Annotated in this window: 15 protein-coding genes and 1 pseudogene; 13 read left to right on the plus strand and 3 right to left on the minus strand. The window is 72.3% G+C overall.

Translation table 11 applies throughout. The annotated features are described in order from the left end of the window. The first annotated feature begins 154 nt into the window (after positions 1–154). A complete protein-coding gene (fmt, locus tag ACZ7LS_RS20515; RefSeq protein ID WP_382527506.1) occupies positions 155–1,093 on the plus strand; it encodes a methionyl-tRNA formyltransferase in 939 nt (312 codons plus the stop codon). Positions 1,094–1,207: 114 nt separating this feature from the next. Next, positions 1,208–2,641 carry an RsmB/NOP family class I SAM-dependent RNA methyltransferase gene (locus tag ACZ7LS_RS20520; protein WP_385134927.1) on the plus strand — a complete coding sequence of 478 codons (1,434 nt, stop codon included), beginning with the start codon at positions 1,208–1,210 and terminating at the stop codon, positions 2,639–2,641. A gap of 74 nt (positions 2,642–2,715) precedes the next feature. Here ACZ7LS_RS20520 and ACZ7LS_RS20525 read toward each other — a convergent pair whose 3' ends face one another. Beyond that, on the minus strand, positions 2,716–3,153 hold the full coding sequence (locus ACZ7LS_RS20525) for an alpha/beta hydrolase (RefSeq protein ID WP_385371761.1): 438 nt from the start codon (positions 3,151–3,153) through the stop codon (positions 2,716–2,718). On the opposite strand from ACZ7LS_RS20525, the gene ACZ7LS_RS20530 reads away from it, so the two are divergent. From ACZ7LS_RS20530 to ACZ7LS_RS20545, 4 genes and pseudogenes are all read left to right on the plus strand, one after another. Then, positions 3,116–3,256, plus strand: coding sequence for a hypothetical protein (locus ACZ7LS_RS20530; RefSeq protein ID WP_385134955.1), 141 nt, complete (start codon positions 3,116–3,118; stop codon positions 3,254–3,256). The genes ACZ7LS_RS20525 and ACZ7LS_RS20530 overlap by 38 nt on opposite strands. A gap of 64 nt (positions 3,257–3,320) precedes the next feature. Beyond that, positions 3,321–3,521, plus strand: coding sequence for a hypothetical protein (locus ACZ7LS_RS20535; RefSeq protein ID WP_385134925.1), 201 nt, complete (start codon positions 3,321–3,323; stop codon positions 3,519–3,521). Further along, positions 3,482–4,486 (plus strand): sensor histidine kinase, encoded by a 1,005-nt coding sequence (locus ACZ7LS_RS20540; protein WP_385134923.1) that lies wholly within the window; start codon positions 3,482–3,484, stop codon positions 4,484–4,486. Before ACZ7LS_RS20535 ends, ACZ7LS_RS20540 begins: the two co-directional genes overlap by 40 nt. After that, positions 4,428–5,020, plus strand: a pseudogene (locus ACZ7LS_RS20545) (response regulator transcription factor). The gene ACZ7LS_RS20540 and the pseudogene ACZ7LS_RS20545 overlap by 59 nt, the downstream one beginning before the upstream one ends. 158 nt (positions 5,021–5,178) lie before the next feature. Here ACZ7LS_RS20545 and ACZ7LS_RS20550 read toward each other — a convergent pair. Next, positions 5,179–6,915, minus strand: coding sequence for a TIGR03086 family metal-binding protein (locus ACZ7LS_RS20550; protein WP_385134921.1), 1,737 nt, complete (start codon positions 6,913–6,915; stop codon positions 5,179–5,181). 169 nt (positions 6,916–7,084) lie between these two features. Between ACZ7LS_RS20550 and rpe the strand changes: the two genes are divergently transcribed. From rpe to ACZ7LS_RS20570, 4 genes are all read left to right on the plus strand, one after another. Further along, positions 7,085–7,768 carry a ribulose-phosphate 3-epimerase gene (rpe, locus tag ACZ7LS_RS20555; RefSeq protein ID WP_382527521.1) on the plus strand — a complete coding sequence of 228 codons (684 nt, stop codon included), beginning with the start codon at positions 7,085–7,087 and terminating at the stop codon, positions 7,766–7,768. 118 nt (positions 7,769–7,886) lie between these two features. Further along, positions 7,887–8,936, plus strand: coding sequence for a sugar-binding transcriptional regulator (locus ACZ7LS_RS20560; RefSeq protein WP_356513836.1), 1,050 nt, complete (start codon positions 7,887–7,889; stop codon positions 8,934–8,936). 185 nt (positions 8,937–9,121) lie between these two features. Next, the gene (locus ACZ7LS_RS20565; RefSeq protein ID WP_382527592.1) at positions 9,122–10,570 is read left to right on the plus strand and encodes a GuaB1 family IMP dehydrogenase-related protein; all 1,449 of its coding nucleotides are present in this window, start codon (positions 9,122–9,124) and stop codon (positions 10,568–10,570) included. Positions 10,571–10,770: 200 nt separating this feature from the next. Next, entirely contained in the window at positions 10,771–11,637 is an 867-nt protein-coding gene (locus ACZ7LS_RS20570; protein WP_382527523.1) for an RNA polymerase sigma factor SigF, read from the plus strand. 179 nt (positions 11,638–11,816) lie between these two features. Here the strand turns inward: ACZ7LS_RS20570 and ACZ7LS_RS20575 are convergent, their stop codons facing one another. Continuing rightward, a complete protein-coding gene (locus ACZ7LS_RS20575) occupies positions 11,817–12,236 on the minus strand; it encodes an ATP-binding protein (protein ID WP_385134919.1) in 420 nt (139 codons plus the stop codon). A 159-nt stretch (positions 12,237–12,395) separates the two neighbouring features. Here ACZ7LS_RS20575 and ACZ7LS_RS20580 point away from each other — a divergent pair, with 159 nt between their 5' ends. From ACZ7LS_RS20580 to ACZ7LS_RS20590, 3 genes are all read left to right on the plus strand, one after another. Continuing rightward, positions 12,396–12,869, plus strand: coding sequence for an Lrp/AsnC family transcriptional regulator (locus ACZ7LS_RS20580; RefSeq protein ID WP_129772767.1), 474 nt, complete (start codon positions 12,396–12,398; stop codon positions 12,867–12,869). A gap of 158 nt (positions 12,870–13,027) precedes the next feature. Beyond that, complete coding sequence (locus tag ACZ7LS_RS20585; RefSeq protein ID WP_385134917.1) at positions 13,028–13,888, plus strand: carbon-nitrogen hydrolase family protein; 861 nt, start codon at positions 13,028–13,030, stop codon at positions 13,886–13,888. 167 nt (positions 13,889–14,055) lie between these two features. Continuing rightward, positions 14,056–15,777, plus strand: coding sequence for a flavin monoamine oxidase family protein (locus ACZ7LS_RS20590; protein ID WP_385134915.1), 1,722 nt, complete (start codon positions 14,056–14,058; stop codon positions 15,775–15,777). Positions 15,778–15,930: the final 153 nt, after the last annotated feature.

Consider the following 15,930-nt stretch of genomic DNA (forward strand, 5'->3'; position numbering starts at 1 on the left):
ACAACGCGCCACCTGGCGTTGTGGTCACGCTGCGGGGGCGTATGCGCGTATGCGCGGGGCGCGTGGGCCGTCGTACGCCCCCTGGCGTCCTGGCCCATAGACTGGTGCGCCGCTCGATCACCGCACTTTCAGCCCGAGAGGCAGTCAGCCACCGATGAAGCTCGTCTTCGCCGGCACCCCCGAGGTCGCCGTACCCGCCCTGGACGCACTCATCGCCTCCGAACGGCATGAGGTCGTCGCCGTCGTGACGCGGCCCGACGCCCCGGCGGGGCGCGGTCGCAGGCTGGTCGCCAGCCCTGTCGCCCAGCGCGCGGAGGAGGCCGGCATCGAGGTGCTCAAGCCGGCGAAGCCACGCGAAGAGGACTTCCTGGCCCGGCTGCGCGAGATCGCGCCCGACTGCTGCCCGGTCGTCGCGTACGGTGCGCTGCTGCCGAGGGTCGCCCTCGATGTGCCGGTCCACGGCTGGGTGAATCTGCACTTCTCGCTGTTGCCGGCCTGGCGCGGTGCCGCACCCGTGCAGCACGCCGTCATGGCGGGTGACGAGATGACCGGCGCGTCCACCTTCCTGATCGAGGAAGGGCTGGACTCAGGACCGGTGTACGGCGTGATCACGGAGCACGTACGGCCCACCGACACGAGTGGTGATCTGCTGACCCGGCTGGCCTTCGCGGGCTCGGGGCTGCTCGCGGCGACCATGGACGGGATCGGGGACGGTTCGCTCAAGCCCGTACCGCAGCCCGCCGAGGGCGTCACGCTCGCGCCCAAGATCACTGTCGAGGACGCGCGGGTCGAGTGGTCCGCGCCCGCGCTGCGCGTGGACCGGGTGGTTCGCGCGTGCACACCGGCGCCCGGCGCCTGGACGGTCTTCCGCGGCGAACGGCTCAAACTGATCCACCTGGGGCTGCTGCCCGAGCGTACGGAGCTGGCGCCCGGAGTGCTCGCCGTCGGCAAGAACAACGTGTACGTGGGCACCGGATCGCACGATGCCGAGCTGCTGTGGGTCCAGCCGCAGGGGAAGAAGCCGATGCGCGCCGCCGACTGGGCGCGCGGGGTGCGGATCGCCCCGGGCGAGCGGCTCGGGCAGGAGCACTAGAGGCGCGTACGTCCGAGGCGGCGTCTATGTCCGAGGCGGCGTCGTGCGCCCGCCGGGGAGTGCGGGACAGCCCGTAGGCTGGGAGGGATCAATTCTTCTCACCGCGGAGCACCTTTGAACCAGCAGGCCCCTCGCCGCCCCACCAAGCCGTATCGCCGCCCCAAGAAGGACCCTGTGCGGCTCCTCGCCTTCGAGGCGCTCAGGGCGGTCGACGAGCGGGCCGCCTACGCGAACCTCGTCCTGCCGCCGCTGCTCAAGAAGGCGCGCGAGAACAGCGCCTTCGAGGCGCGGGACGCGGCGCTGGCCACCGAGCTGGTGTACGGGACGCTGCGACGCCAGGGCACATACGACGCGATCATCTCGGCGTGCATCGACCGGCCGCTGCGCGAGGTCGACCCGCCCGTCCTCGATGTGCTCGCCCTCGGGGCGCACCAGCTGCTCGGGACGCGGATCCCGACGCATGCCGCCGTCTCCGCGAGCGTGGAGCTGGCGCGGGTGGTGCTCGGGGACGGCCGCGCCAAGTTCGTCAACGCCGTACTGCGCAAGATCTCCAGGGACGATCTGGACACCTGGCTGCAGCGGGTCGCGCCGCCCTACGAGGAGGACGCCGAGGACCATCTCGCGGTCGTCCACTCGCATCCCCGCTGGGTGGTCTCCGCGCTCTGGGACGCGCTGGGCGGTGGCCGCGCCGGTATCGAGGATCTCCTGGAGGCCGACAACGAACGGCCCGAGGTGACGCTGGTGGCCCGGCCGGGCCGCTCGACCGCCGGCGAACTGCTCGATGTGCTCGGCGAGGACTCCGGACTGCCCGGCCGGTGGTCGCCGTATGCCGTACGGCTCAGCGAGGGCGGCGAACCGGGCGCGCTCGACGCCGTACGGGAGGGCCGGGCCGGCGTCCAGGACGAGGGCAGTCAGCTGGTCGCGATCGCCCTGGCCAACGCGCCGCTGGAGGGGGCGGACGCGCGCTGGCTCGACGGGTGCGCCGGTCCCGGCGGCAAGGCGGCGCTGCTGGCCGCGCTGGCCGCCGGGCGCGGCGCCGCCCTGCTGGCCGCCGAGAAGCAGCCGCACCGGGCCAGGCTCGTGGCCCGCGCGCTGGCCGGGAACCCCGGCCCCTACCAGGTGATCGCCGCCGACGGCACCCGGCCGCCCTGGGTCCCCGGTGCCTTCGACCGGGTCCTGGTCGATGTGCCGTGCACGGGCCTCGGTGCCCTGCGGCGCAGGCCGGAGGCGCGCTGGCGGCGCCGTCCGGAGGACCTGGAGGGTTTCGCGCCGCTCCAACGCGGTCTGCTGCGGGAGGCGTTCAGCGCGGTACGGGTCGGCGGCGTCGTGGGCTACGCGACGTGCTCCCCGCACCCCGCCGAGACCAGGGCGGTCGTCGAGGACGTCCTCAAGGGGCGCGGCGGCCCGGCGGTCGAGGCCGAGTGGATCGACGCCAGGCCGCTGATGCCGGGCGTACCGGCGCTGGGGGACGGTCCCGACGTCCAGCTGTGGCCGCATCTGCACGGGACGGACGCCATGTACCTGGCGCTGCTGCGGCGTACCGCCTGACGCCGTCCTCGTCCGGCCCGGGGGACCGTGGGACAACGCGGTGGGGCAGGCTCCTCGCCTGTCGCAGCGAGGCGTCACGGTCGGCCGGCTCCCCCCCCAGGCGCCGGGACCGACCAGGCGCATGGCCCCGTAGCCGGTTCCGCGGACGGTCTTTCCGGCGATCCCGATCGTTCCCGGACGCGTGGTTGACGCGGTTCTCGCGAGGCTGGTCCTCGGCCGTGTGCGCTCCTCGGCAGGTCCTGCGACCGGCTTACGGGGCGGCCGGCCGCGCGGGGCAGTACGGGTCCGTGCGCGGGTCGCTTCCCGGTGACCAGGCAGTCGTTCACGGCGTTGTTCCCGCAGGCGTTCGAGCCGGACAGGTAGGCCACGTGGCCGCCCTGGTCGATGGTGACCATCCGGGCCCGTTCGCCGAGGGCCCGGCGCGTCCGGAGCGCCCCGGACAGCGGGGTCGCCGGATCGCGGAGGTTCTGCACCATGAGCACGTCGGACGGTCCCCGATCGGTGATCTTCACCTTCGGCTCCGCGGGATCGGGCCAGAAGGCGCGCGGCCGGATGCTGGCCGTGAACGCGCCGTACACCGGGTGGCGGACGCGGTCGACCGCGACGGTGCGCTGATAGGTCGCGAGGGCCGTCGGCCAGCGACCGGCCGGACGGCCCCAGGGCCTACGGCCGGGGCCGCGTGGTCGTCGCCACCGCCACCGCGCTGGCCTCCCTCACCCCGATCGCACGGGCCGAGGACATCGCGCACGGCACCGGACCTCCCCTGCTCACCTCGCTCGCGATCGGCCTCGTCGCCTGCTACGTCATCGGCTGCGTGCTGGCGCGCCCTGGTACGGGCCGGTGGCGCTGCGACGGGGGCGCATCGCCATCGTGGCCGTGATGTTCCTGCTGGGGGCGGCACCGGCCGTGCTTCTCGCGTCGCCGTCCTACCTGACCGATCTGACCTACGCCCTCGCGATCGGACTCATGCTGCTGCCGCTGCGCCACGCGCTGCTGCTCGGCCTCGCCACGGTGCTGGGGCAGATCCTCTGGACGTGTCCCGCCCAGGGCGAGGTGGCCTGGGCGCAGGTGGCCATCCTCGTCGGCGTGACCGCGGCACTCGGCACCGTCTTCGCGCTCAGCTTCACGACCGGTCATCTGCGGGCCGCGCGCGAGCAGGTCAAGAGGCTGGCCGTGAACCAGGAACGGGAGCGGGTCGCCCGGGACATGCACGACATCCTCGGCCACACCCTCTCCACGATGACCGTCAAACTGGGTCTGACGCGGCGCGTTCCGCAGTCCACCGGGGACGTGCCCCTCGCCGTCGGCCAGGTCACCGAGCTTGAGAACATGGCGCGCACGGCGCTGTCCGACGTGCGCGCCACCATCTCGGACTACCGCACCCTGTCGCTGGACAGCGAGCTCGCCGGCGCCCGCATGGCGCTGCGTGCCGCCGGAGTACGGGCCGGTCTGCCCGCCGCGACCGACGCCGTGCGCCCCGGACTGCGCGAGATGTTCGGCTACGTCGTACGGGAGGCGGTCACCAACGTGCTGCGGCACTCCGACGCCGAACTGCGCACCGTCCGCATCGGGCCCGACTGGGTCGAGGTCACCGACAACGGCGGTTACAGCGGCGGGGCGTGCGCCGGGAACGGGCTCACCGGCCTCACCGAACGGCTGGCCGCGGTGTCGGGCACCCTCGAACACGGGTCTGCCCCCGGCGGTGGGTTCCGGGTCCTCGCCCGCGGGCCCGCCCCGGCGATCCACCTCGCGACCTCACAGGAAGCCGACCCGGCATGTCCGTGTCCTGCTGGCCGACGACCAGGCACTCGTACTCGGCGCTCTCGCGGCCGTGCTCCGGCTTGAGTCCGACATCGACGTGGTCGCCGAGGTCGGCACCGGCAGCGAGGTGCTGGCCGCCGCGCGGCGGACCTCGCCCGACATCGCGCTGCTCGACGTACAGATGCCCGGCCGGGACGGTCTGACCGTCGCCGCCGGCCTCCAGCGGGCGCTGCCCGGCCGCCGCACCGTCATCTGCACGACCTTCAGCCGGCCCGGCTATCTCGCGCGGGCGATGTCCGCGGGCGCGGCCGGATACGTCGTGAAGGACTCCCCGCCCGAACAACTGGTTGACGCGATCCGCCGCGTCCACGCCGGCCTGCGCTTCGTGGATCCGGCCCTCGCCGCGGAGGCGCTGGCCGCCGGTGCGAGCCCGCTGACCGGGCGGAGGCCGACGTGCTGCGCGCCGCCGCCGAGGGCGGCACCGTGGCCGACATCGCCAGGGCGCTCCGGCTGTCCCAGGGCACCGTGCGCAACCACCTGTCGTCGGCGATCGGCGAGACGCAGGCCCGCACGCGCGCCGAGGCGGCCCGGCTCGCGGAAGCCAACGGCTGGCTGTGACACGCAGGTCGTCACAGCGGAACAGGGCATTCCAATTGCGGACCCGCACCCGACGCCGGACGCCCGACGCCGGACGCCCGACGCCTGACGCCTGAGGCCTGATGCCGCTCGCCCGACGCCGCTCGCCTGACGGCTGGGGGCCGGCCGGGGCGGCGCGGCTACGGCGTCCGTACGACCCGTCTGCCGAGGAAGGCCGCCAGCCGGTCCGTCGCGCTCGACCCGTCCGGCACCGGCACTTCGGGCGCGAACGAACCACCCGGAGTCCTGGGCAGCGCGCCGTAGATCTCCCGTACGGCGGGGAGGACGGCCTCCACGGTCTCCTCGGCGAAGCCGGGCCGCTGTCCTGTGGCCATGGCCAGATCCCAGCCGTGCGCCAGCATTTCGATCAGCAACTGCTCGACCAGCCTCCGGCCGGGTGCCGGGCCGTAACGGCGCTCCAGCATGCCGGGGCGACGGAAGGCGGTCATCGTCGCCGACGCCGCGGCGCGGAACGCGGCGAGAGGGTCCGCGCCCAGGTGGTCGGCCCCGTGATCGGTGGGCGGGGAGCCCTCGGCCAGTCCGGCCCAGATCAGGTTCTCCCAGACCAGATGGTCCAGCAGGGCGCGGACGTCCCAGTCGGCGCACGGGGTCGGATCGCCGAAGCTGCCGGGCCCCACGGCGGTCACCAGCCGCCCGACCTCGGCCAGTACCGAGGCCAAGGCGTCCACGATGCCGGTCCCGGGCGCCTGCGGTCCGTCGGAGGCGGCGTCCCCGTCGTAGAGCGCTTCGAGCGCCGTGGCGCGGGCGCCGGGCGTCGGATTGGTCCTGAGGGCCGTCATCAGCCAGGCGCCGGCCGGGGCCAGGCTCGGCCGCACGGGCCGGCCGTTGATCACGCAGACCAGCTGCCAGTACCGCTCGACGCGGGCGTCGGCGGCCATCTCCAGCTGATCCAGCAGCCGGGCACGCGCCGCGGGTCCATCGCCGTCCGGTGCGCCGGGCGTGCCGCTCTGGAGGGGGAGCCACTCCGCCACGACAGCCGTCACCACCGCGTCCGCCGCGGGCGAGTCCGGGGCCAGGCCGCCGTCCATCGCCGCGGACACCCGCCGTACCCAGGCGTCGGTCAGCCGCTCGGCCGCCCCGGCCCGGCCCCCGTCCGGGGCCTCACCCCCGTCCCCGTCCCCGCCCCCGTCCTCGGCCGTGGGAGCGTGCCCCACGGAAGCGGCGTGTGCCGTGGAAGGGCGCGCCGTGGAAGCGTCGGCCGGGGCGTGCCGGGCCGCGTACTCGGCCATCCGCCGCAGCGCCGCGGCCAGGGCCGGATCCCGTACGAGAGCGCTCAGCTCGCACCAGGCGTCGACCTGTTCGGCGGTGGGGTCGGCGGGCAGCTCGGGCATCGCCGCCAGCAGGCCCCGGCCGAAGGCCGAGGTCCCGGCGTCCCCGAGCGCCTCCGCCACGAACGCGCGGACGATCGCCTCGCGTTCGGCGGCGGACATCCGCACCAGTTCGTCGAGGGCGGTGAGCTCCGCCGCGTCCGCACCGTGCCGGGCGACCGACCGGAGCACGGCCTGCCGCAGCCGCAGCGTGCGGATCCGGGCCTCCAGGGCGTCGGCATGCACCGCCGCGACCTCGGGCAGGTCCCGTTCACGGTCGAGTACGTCCCGGATCGTGGACAGGCCGAGACCGAGGTCCCGGAGCGTACGCGCCAGATCGAGGCGGGCCACCGCCTCGGGGCCGTACCGGCGGTAGCCGGCCTCGGTGCGGTCGGCGGGCGGCGCGATGCCGAGATCCGACCAGTGGCGGACGAGTTTCACCGGGAGACCGGTGCGCTCGGCCACCGCGCCGATGGTGAGCAGTGCGGGTTCCGGTGCGGGTGCCGGTGCGAGATCCGGCGCCGGGGCCGGTACGGGTTCGCGGTGCATGGTGCCACCGTGGGGTCTCCCTCCGTGGGAGAGTCAAGGCGGGCGAGGCCGGGCGAGAAGCGTGGATTGCGCGGACTGTGCCGTTCCCGTACCGCGTCGCGGCGCATTGGTCCGTACCGAGGTCCCCCGGGCGGTCCGGAAGTGGTCCCGGACATGGCAGGCTTGGCACATGGCTCAGATCAACCCCAGCATCCTGTCCGCCGACTTCTCCCGGCTCGCCGATGAGGCGAAGGCGGTGGAAGGCGCCGACTGGCTTCATGTCGATGTCATGGACAACCACTTCGTGCCCAATCTGACCCTGGGCGTGCCGGTGGTCGAAGCGCTCGGACGGGCGACGGACACCCCGCTGGACTGCCATCTGATGATCGAGGAGCCCGACCGCTGGGCCCCGCAGTACGTCGAGGCCGGCGCCGGATCGGTGACCTTCCACGTGGAGGCGGCCGCCGCCCCCGTACGACTGGCCCGCGAGATCCGTGCCAAGGGCGCCAGAGCGTCCATGGCGCTCAAGCCCGCGACGGCCATCGAGCCGTACGAGGACCTGCTGCCCGAGCTGGACATGCTGCTGATCATGACGGTGGAGCCGGGCTTCGGCGGCCAGGCGTTCCTGGACATCATGCTGCCCAAGATCCGCCGTACCCGTGAGCTGATCTCCAAGCACGGTCTTGAACTCTGGCTCCAGGTCGACGGCGGGGTCTCGGCCACCACCATCGAACGCTGCGCCGAGGCGGGCGCCGACGTCTTCGTCGCGGGCTCCGCGGTGTACGGCACGGACGATCCGGCCGCGGCGGTCCGGATGCTCCGCAACCAGGCCACCGAGGCCACCGCCGCCGCCTCATGGACGTGCGGTCACTGACCCTCCGCGTGAGCGGGCGGGGCTCGGGTGGACCAGTGCGCCACGGGAACATGAACGGAGCCCTTCGGGGCTGATCAAGGATCGCTGGATCTGACAGGATGAACAGCGAGTCCAGAGTGTGAACAGCAGTGAGGAGATCGCGGTGTCTGGTATGTCGGCGGGTCGGCCAGCCCTGCGGATGGGACCCGCGGAACTGGTGCAGGCGGCGGCCATGGCCCGCCGTTTCTACCTGGAGGGCAAGTCCAAGATCCAGATCGCCGAGGAGTTCGGCGTCAGCCGCTTCAAGGTGGCCCGGGTCCTGGAGACCGCGCTGGAGCGCGACCTCGTCAGGATCGAGATCCGCGTCCCGTCCGAACTGGACGCCGAGCGCTCCGACGCGCTGCGCGCCCGCTACGGACTGCGGCACGCGGTGGTCGTCGAGTCGCCCACGGAGGCCGAGGACGAGTCGCCCGACCCGGAGAACCTCGGGGAGGTCGCCGCCGATCTGCTCGGTGAGCTGGTGGTCGAGGGCGATGTGCTGGGCCTGGCCTGGGGCCGGTCCACCATCCACATGGCCGCCGCGCTCGACCGGCTGCCGCCCTGCACGGTCGTCCAGCTCACGGGCGTGTACGACGCGGGCACCGCCGAGCGCGGCTCGGTCGAGGCCGTACGGCGGGCCGCCCAGGTGTCCGGGGGAGAGGCGCACCCCATCTACGCGCCGATGCTCCTCCCCGACCCGGCGACCGCGGCCGCGCTGCGCAGCCAGACCGGTATCGCGCGCGCCTTCGAGTACTTCGACAAGGTGACCGTCGCCGCCGTCTCCATCGGCTCCTGGGAGCCTGGCATCTCCACGGTGCACGACATGATCACCGAGGAGGAGCGGACCCACTACGCCTCGCTCGGCGTCGCCGCCGAGATGTCCGCGCATCTCTTCGACGCGGAGGGCAGACGGGTCGGCCGTGATCTGGGCGAGCGCTGCATCACGGTCGAGGCCGACCGGCTGCGCCGCATCCCGGAGGTCGTGGCGATCGCGGGCGGGCTGCGCAAGGCGGAGGCGATCGGGGCCGTCCTCCGTTCCGGACTGGTCACCAGCCTGGTCACGGACACGGCCGCGGCGGACTTCCTGCTGACGGAGTTCAGTCCGGGCCCGCGGCCCGCGCTGGAGCGGGTCGACCCGGACGAGACCTGACCTTCCGGACGGTGTCCGGTGGGACACCGTCCGGCGTCGGGGTCCTTTGGGCCATCGTACGAGGGCACCCCGTCTGAGCTGGACGTTCCTCCCCGGCCAGGTATCCGGTGCGGCATGGGACAATCAAGTACGTGCGTTTTCCCCGGCTCCACCGACCGGGGCCAACTCCGATCGACTGGGATGTTCTGCACGTGCGTTTTCTCAATGACCTGCAGCCGCCGTACGACCTCACGTATGACGACGTGTTCATGGTGCCGAGCCGTTCGGCCGTGGGTTCCCGCCAGGCGGTGGATCTCTCCGCCCCGGACGGCACCGGCACCACCATCCCTCTCGTCGTGGCGAACATGACCGCGATCGCGGGCCGCAGGATGGCCGAGACCGTCGCCCGGCGCGGCGGTCTCGTCGTCATCCCGCAGGACATCCCGATAGAGGTCGTCACCGACGTCATCTCATGGGTCAAGACGCGCCATCTCGTCCTCGACACCCCGATCGTGCTCGCCCCCCTCCAGACCGTGGGCGACGCCCTGTCCCTGCTGCCCAAGAGGGCGCACGGCGCGGGGGTCGTGGTCGACGCCGAGGGCAGGCCCGTCGGTGTCGTCACCGATCACGACCTGACCGGAGTCGACCGCTTCACCCAGCTGTCGGAGGTGATGTCGAAGGACCTGCTGCTGGTCTCCGCGGACATGGACCCCCGCGAGGCCTTCAACACCCTCGACAACGCCAACCGCAAGATCGCCCCCGCCATCGACGCCGAGGGCAGGCTGGCCGGTGTCCTCACCCGCAAGGGCGCCCTGCGCGCGACCCTCTACACGCCCGCGACCGACGCCGAGGGCAGGCTGCGGATCGCCGCCGCCGTCGGCGTCAACGGCGACGTCGCGGGCAAGGCGGCGCAGTTGCTCGACGCGGGTGTCGACACGCTCGTCGTCGATACGGCGCACGGCCACCAGGAGTCGATGCTCGCCGCGATCAGGGCCGTCCGCGCGCTGGACCCGAAGGTGCCGGTCGTCGCGGGCAATATCGTCGCCGCCGAGGGCGTACGGGATCTGATCGAGGCCGGCGCGGACATCATCAAGGTCGGTGTCGGGCCGGGCGCCATGTGCACCACCCGCATGATGACCGGTGTGGGCCGGCCCCAGTTCTCCGCCGTCATGGAGTGCGCGGCGGAGGCGAAGAAATTCGGCAAGCACGTCTGGGCCGACGGCGGGGTCAGGCACCCGCGCGATGTCGCCATGGCGCTCGCCGCCGGCGCCTCGAACGTGATGATCGGTTCCTGGTTCGCCGGTACGTACGAGTCGCCGGGCGACCTTCAGCAGGCCGCCGACGGACGCCTCTACAAGGAGTCCTTCGGCATGGCCTCCGCCCGCGCCGTACGCAACCGTACGAGCGAGGAGTCGGCGTACGACCGGGCGCGCAAGGCGCTGTTCGAGGAGGGCATCTCCACCTCGCGGATGTTCCTCGACCCGTCCCGCCCCGGGGTGGAGGACCTGATCGACTCGATCATCGCGGGGGTGCGCTCCTCGTGCACCTACGCGGGCGCCGACTCGCTGGAGGAGTTCGCGCGGAAGGCGATCGTCGGCGTCCAGAGCGCCGCCGGCTACGCCGAGGGCAAGCCGCTGCACGCCAGTTGGAGCTAGGAGCCCGGTCCGGTTCCGGTCCGGTTCCGGCCGGCTCGCCGTCCGGCCGTCGTCCCGCGCGGCGGCCGGACGCGGTACTCCCCGACCAGGCTGTCCCGACCCCAGATGTACTGATCTGAATCCGGCACGCATGAGTGCGCTGAGAGCGGGTACACGCGCTGTGCACTGACCACGGAGCAGGGGAGGACAAAGTGTCCACGGTGAGCACGGTCCCGACCGAAAGCACGCAATACGGAGTCCAGCAGCGCGCGGAGGCGGCGGAGCTGGAACTTCCCTACGTGGAGTGCCCGGCGGAAGTGGCACCCAAGGACGCGCGGGAGATCTCGAAACTCTTCTTCGCCCGGCTGGTGGAGCTGGAAGAAGGCACACACGAATACCAGTACGTACGCAACACCCTGATCGAGCTGAACCTGGCCCTCGTCCGCTACGCGGCCACCCGGTTCCGTAATCGCGCGGACCAGATGGAGGACATCGTCCAGGTCGGCACCATCGGCCTGATCAAGGCGATCGACCGCTTCGAACTCAGCCGTGAGGTGGAGTTCGCGACCTTCGCCGTGCCGTACATCGTCGGTGAGATCAAGCGGTTCTTCCGTGACACCAGCTGGGCCGTGCACGTACCGCGCCGCCTCCAGGAGCTGCGGATCGATCTGGCCAAGGCGACGGACGAACTGTCCCAGCGGCTCGACCGCGCGCCCACCACCCCCGAACTGGCCGAGCACCTCGGCCTGGAGGAGGACGAGGTCATCGAGGGCGTCGTCGCGAGCAACGGCTACACCGCCGGTTCGATCGACATGCCGACCGACGACGCGTCGGGCTCCCCGGCTCCGCTCTCGGACCGGATCGGCGCACCCGACGCCGGGATGGAGGCGGCGGAGAACGTCCAGGCGCTCAAGCCGCTCATCGAGGAGCTCGACGAGCGGGAGCGGCGCATCCTGCGCATGCGCTTCGGCGACGAGATGACCCAGTCCGAGATCGGCGCCGAACTGGGCGTCTCCCAGATGCATGTGTCCCGGCTGCTGTCGCGGATCACGGGGCGGCTGAGGGCGGGTCTGCTGGCGGTGGAGTGAGCCGGTCGCACGCAGGCGACGTACGACTCTCAGGCGACGTACGAGTCGTAGGCGAGGTACGAGGGGGCGCTCCGCAGCGGGGAGCGCCCCCTCGTACGTCCGGCTCCCGTACGCCCTTGTAGGTCTCTTACGTCCCGTCTGCTCCGCGTACGTCCACTGTCGTCGGCTGTCGTGCCCGGTCAGACAGGAGCGGGGGCAGGGGCGGGGGCGGGAGCGGAGACCGACGGCCGCCGCCAGACCGCCTGGACACGCTTGCCCTCCGGCAGCGGCCGGACCTCGACATGGCCCGCGAGCCTCAGCACCATATGCCAGCCGAACCCGCCGCCCCCGGCGAAGTCGGGCGCGCGGGCGACCGGCGGCTCGGGGCTGGAGTCGTCCATCTCCACCGTCAACGTCTCGTCCTCCGCGGTGAGATGGAGCCGCCACCACCCCGGGGTGTGCCGGACGGCGTTCGTGACGAGTTCCGAGACGACGAGCAGCACCGCGTCCAGATCGGCCCACGGACAGTGCTGCTGGAGGAATTCGGCGGCGGCGCCGCGGGCCGCCGCGCTGTCCCGGTACGGCGAGTCCACGACCACCACATGCGGCTCGTTGCTCATCACTGCCTCATCTACCCCGTTGTCGGTCTTTCACCGGCATCGGCCTCATTGTGAGCCCGCCCCGGCGGCCGCACCTCACCGGGTCCCGCGGACCGTGTTCTACTTCGGTGACGGCCTCCGCCGCACCTCCGGACACCGCAGAGAAGTGAACCACCAGCCGTGCGACTCAACGATCTCGACGAACGCATCGTCCATGCCCTCGCCGCGGACGCCCGCCGCTCCTACGCCGACATCGGCTCCCTCGTCGGTCTGTCCGCGCCCGCGGTGAAGCGGCGCGTCGACCGGCTGCGCGCCGAGGGCGCGATCACCGGCTTCACCGTGCGGGTGGACCCCGCGGCGCTCGGCTGGGAGACCGAGGGGTTCATCGAGATCTACTGCCGTCGCAAGACCTCGCCCGAGGCCATCCAACGGGGCCTGGAACGGCTTCCGGAGGTGGTGTCCGCCTCCACCGTCACCGGGGAGGCGGACGCGATCGTCCAGGTCTTCGCCGCCGACATGCGCCACTTCGAGCAGGTGCTCGAACGCATCGCGGGCGAGCCGTACGTGGAGCGCACGAAGTCCGTGCTCGTGCTGTCCCCGCTGCTGAGGCGCTACTCGGGGCTCGAACAGACCGGGAGCGGCGCCCACCGCTGAGCGCGGCGCGTCGGGCGCAACGAATCGCCGAGAGCCCCGTAGCACACGCAATGGATCGATGGTCGGCGCGCAACGGTCGCGTCTTGTCCGGGGCGGCGGCCGGACCGTAGCGTCAATGCCATCACCCCCGCGTCCCTTCGCACCGCCCGAGGTCAGCCATGCCGCCGCTGCGCACCGCCCTGCTCCAGAGCTCCGGCCGACCCGGTTCGGTCGCCGGGAACCTCAAGGTGCTCGACGAGGCGGCGGCCCGTGCCGCCGCCGCGGGCGCCGGGCTGCTGGTCTGTCCCGAGATGTTCCTGACCGGCTACGCCCTCGGCGACCAGGTGCCCCGGCTGGCGGAGCCGGCGGACGGCCCGGGGGCCGCGGCCGTCGCCGAGATCGCCGTACGCCATGGACTCGCGGTGCTGTACGGCTACCCCGAACGCGATGGCGAGCGCGATGGCGAGCGGGACGGCGCGCGCGACCGTCAGCGCGGCCGTGAGCGGATCTACAACGCCGCGCAGCTGATCGGAGCCGAGGGCACGCGGCTCGCCAACTACCGCAAGACCCATCTCTTCGGCGGTTACGAGCGCGAGTGGTTCACCCCGGGGGAGCGGCCCGTCGTCCAGGCCGAGCTGGCCGGGCTGCGCATCGGGATCATGATCTGTTACGACGTCGAGTTCCCCGAGAACATACGGTCGCACGCCCTGGCCGGTACCGATCTGCTGCTGGTGCCCACCGCCCTGATGCATCCGTTCCGGTTCGTCGCCGATTCCGTCGTGCCGGTCCGGGCCTTCGAGAACCAGATGTATGTGGCGTATGTGAACAGGGCGGGCCAGGAGGGCGAGTTCGAGTTCGTCGGGCTGAGCTGTCTCGCCGGCCCCGACGGGACTGTCCGGGCGCGCGCGGGGCGGAGCGAGGAACTGGTGCTCGGAGAGGCGGACGGCGAGCTGCTGACCGCCTCGCGCGCGGCCAATCCGTATCTGCGGGACCGCCATCCCGAGCTGTACACCTCGCTCGTCGGAGCCGGCCCCCGCTGACGACCGCCGCCGACCTCCACTGAGCCGACCCGCGCCGATCCGCGCCGAGCCGAGCCGGCCTTCCCCGCGCCGACCCGTGCCGCTCTCGCCTGCCCTCGCCCGCCCAAGCCCGTCCTCGTACCGGCCGTACCCCGTACCCGCCGTACCCCGCAAGGAGTCCGTACCCCATGACGTCCACGGTGCCCACCGCCGTCCAGCCCACCGACGCGCAGCCAGCCGCCGTACAGCCGCCGATCACCATGTTCGGACCGGACTTCCCCTACGCGTACGACGACTACCTGGCGCACCCCGCCGGGCTCGGCCAGATCCCCGCGACCGAGCACGGCGCCGAGGTAGCCGTCATCGGCGGCGGGCTCTCCGGCATCGTCGCCGCGTACGAGCTGATGAAGATGGGCCTCAAGCCCGTCGTGTACGAGGCCGACCGGATCGGCGGGCGGCTGCGTACGGTCGGCTTCGAGGGCTGCGACCCCGGACTGACCGCCGAGATGGGCGCGATGCGCTTCCCGCCCTCCTCCACGGCGCTGCGGCACTACATCGACCTGGTGGGTCTGGAGACCCGGCCGTTCCCCAATCCGCTGGCGCCTGGCACCCCGTCGACCGTGGTCGATCTCAAGGGCGAGTCCCACTACGCGAAGACCGTGGACGATCTGCCGCCGGTCTACCGCGAGGTGATGGACGCCTGGACCACCTGTCTGGAGGAGGGCGCGGACTTCTCCGGCATGAACCGCGCCCTGCGCGAGCGCGATGTGCCGCGGATCCGGGAGATCTGGGCGCGGCTGGTCGAGAAGCTCGACGACCAGACCTTCTACGGGTTTCTCTGCGACTCCCCGGCTTTCGCGTCCTTCCGTCACCGGGAGATCTTCGGACAGGTGGGCTTCGGCACCGGCGGCTGGGACACGGACTTCCCCAACTCGATCCTGGAGATCCTGCGGGTCGTCTACACCGAGGCCGACGACCACCACCACTCCCTCGTCGGCGGCAGCCAGCAGTTGCCGCTGCGGCTGTGGGAGGACGAGCCACGGAAGATCACGTACTGGCCGGCCGGGACCTCGCTGTCGTCCCTGCACGAGGGCGCGCCGCTGCCGGCCGTGACCCGGCTGCACCGCACCTCGGGCAACCGGATCACCGTCACGGACGCCTCCGGCCGGATCCGTACCTACCGCGCCGCCGTCTTCACCGCGCAGTCCTGGCTGCTGCTCTCCAAGATCGCCTGCGACGACTCGCTCTTCCCGATCGACCACTGGACGGCGATGGAGCGCACCCACTACATGGAGTCGTCCAAGCTGTTCGTGCCGGTCGACCGGCCGTTCTGGCTGGATCCGGCCGTGGACGACCGGGGCGTGCCGACCGGGCGCGACACGATGTCCATGACGCTCACCGACCGGATGACCCGGGGCACGTATCTGCTGGACAACGGGCCCGACCGGCCCGCCGTCATCTGTCTCTCGTACACCTGGTGCGACGACAGTCTCAAGTGGCTGCCGCTCTCCGCCGAGGAGCGGATGGAGGTCATGCTGAACTCGCTGCGCGAGATCTATCCCAGGGTGGACATCCGCAAGCACCTCATCGGCAGCCCCGTGACCGTCTCCTGGGAGAACGAGCCGTACTTCATGGGCGCGTTCAAGGCCAATCTGCCGGGGCACTACCGCTACCAGCGACGGCTGTTCACCCACTTCATGCAGGACCGGCTGCCCGCCGACAAGCGGGGGATCTTCCTGGCGGGCGACGACATCTCGTGGACCGCGGGCTGGGCGGAGGGTGCCGTTCAGACCGCGCTCAACGCGGTGTGGGGGGTGATGAACCACTTCGGGGGTGCCGCGGACGCCACGAACCCGGGGCCCGGTGATCTGTACGACGAGCTGGCGCCGGTCGAGCTGCCCGAGGACTGACGGTGACGTGGCCCGCTCCGGGAAGGGGGAACGGGCCACGTCACCGCCGCTGCCGCGGTCTCCGCCGGACGCCGGCCGGTCTCCGTACGGCGCCCGCGGCGGGATCTCCGTACGGCGGGCCGCGGCGAGGTCTCCGTACGGCGCCCGCGGCGG

The sequence above is a fragment of the Streptomyces sp. NPDC039430 genome (assembly GCF_055639435.1).

Bases quoted from the DNA above. Each gene is read 5' to 3' on its own strand.
- ACZ7LS_RS20585 (WP_385134917.1), top strand. From the start codon at position 13,028: ATGCCGCCGCTGCGCACCGCCCTGCTCCAGAGCTCCGGCCGACCCGGT.
- fmt (WP_382527506.1), top strand. From the start codon at position 155: ATGAAGCTCGTCTTCGCCGGCACCCCCGAGGTCGCCGTACCCGCCCTG.
- ACZ7LS_RS20590 (WP_385134915.1), top strand. From the start codon at position 14,056: ATGACGTCCACGGTGCCCACCGCCGTCCAGCCCACCGACGCGCAGCCA.
- ACZ7LS_RS20575 (WP_385134919.1), bottom strand. From the start codon at position 12,236: ATGAGCAACGAGCCGCATGTGGTGGTCGTGGACTCGCCGTACCGGGAC.
- ACZ7LS_RS20550 (WP_385134921.1), bottom strand. From the start codon at position 6,915: ATGCACCGCGAACCCGTACCGGCCCCGGCGCCGGATCTCGCACCGGCA.
- ACZ7LS_RS20530 (WP_385134955.1), top strand. From the start codon at position 3,116: ATGAGCACGTCGGACGGTCCCCGATCGGTGATCTTCACCTTCGGCTCC.
- rpe (WP_382527521.1), top strand. From the start codon at position 7,085: ATGGCTCAGATCAACCCCAGCATCCTGTCCGCCGACTTCTCCCGGCTC.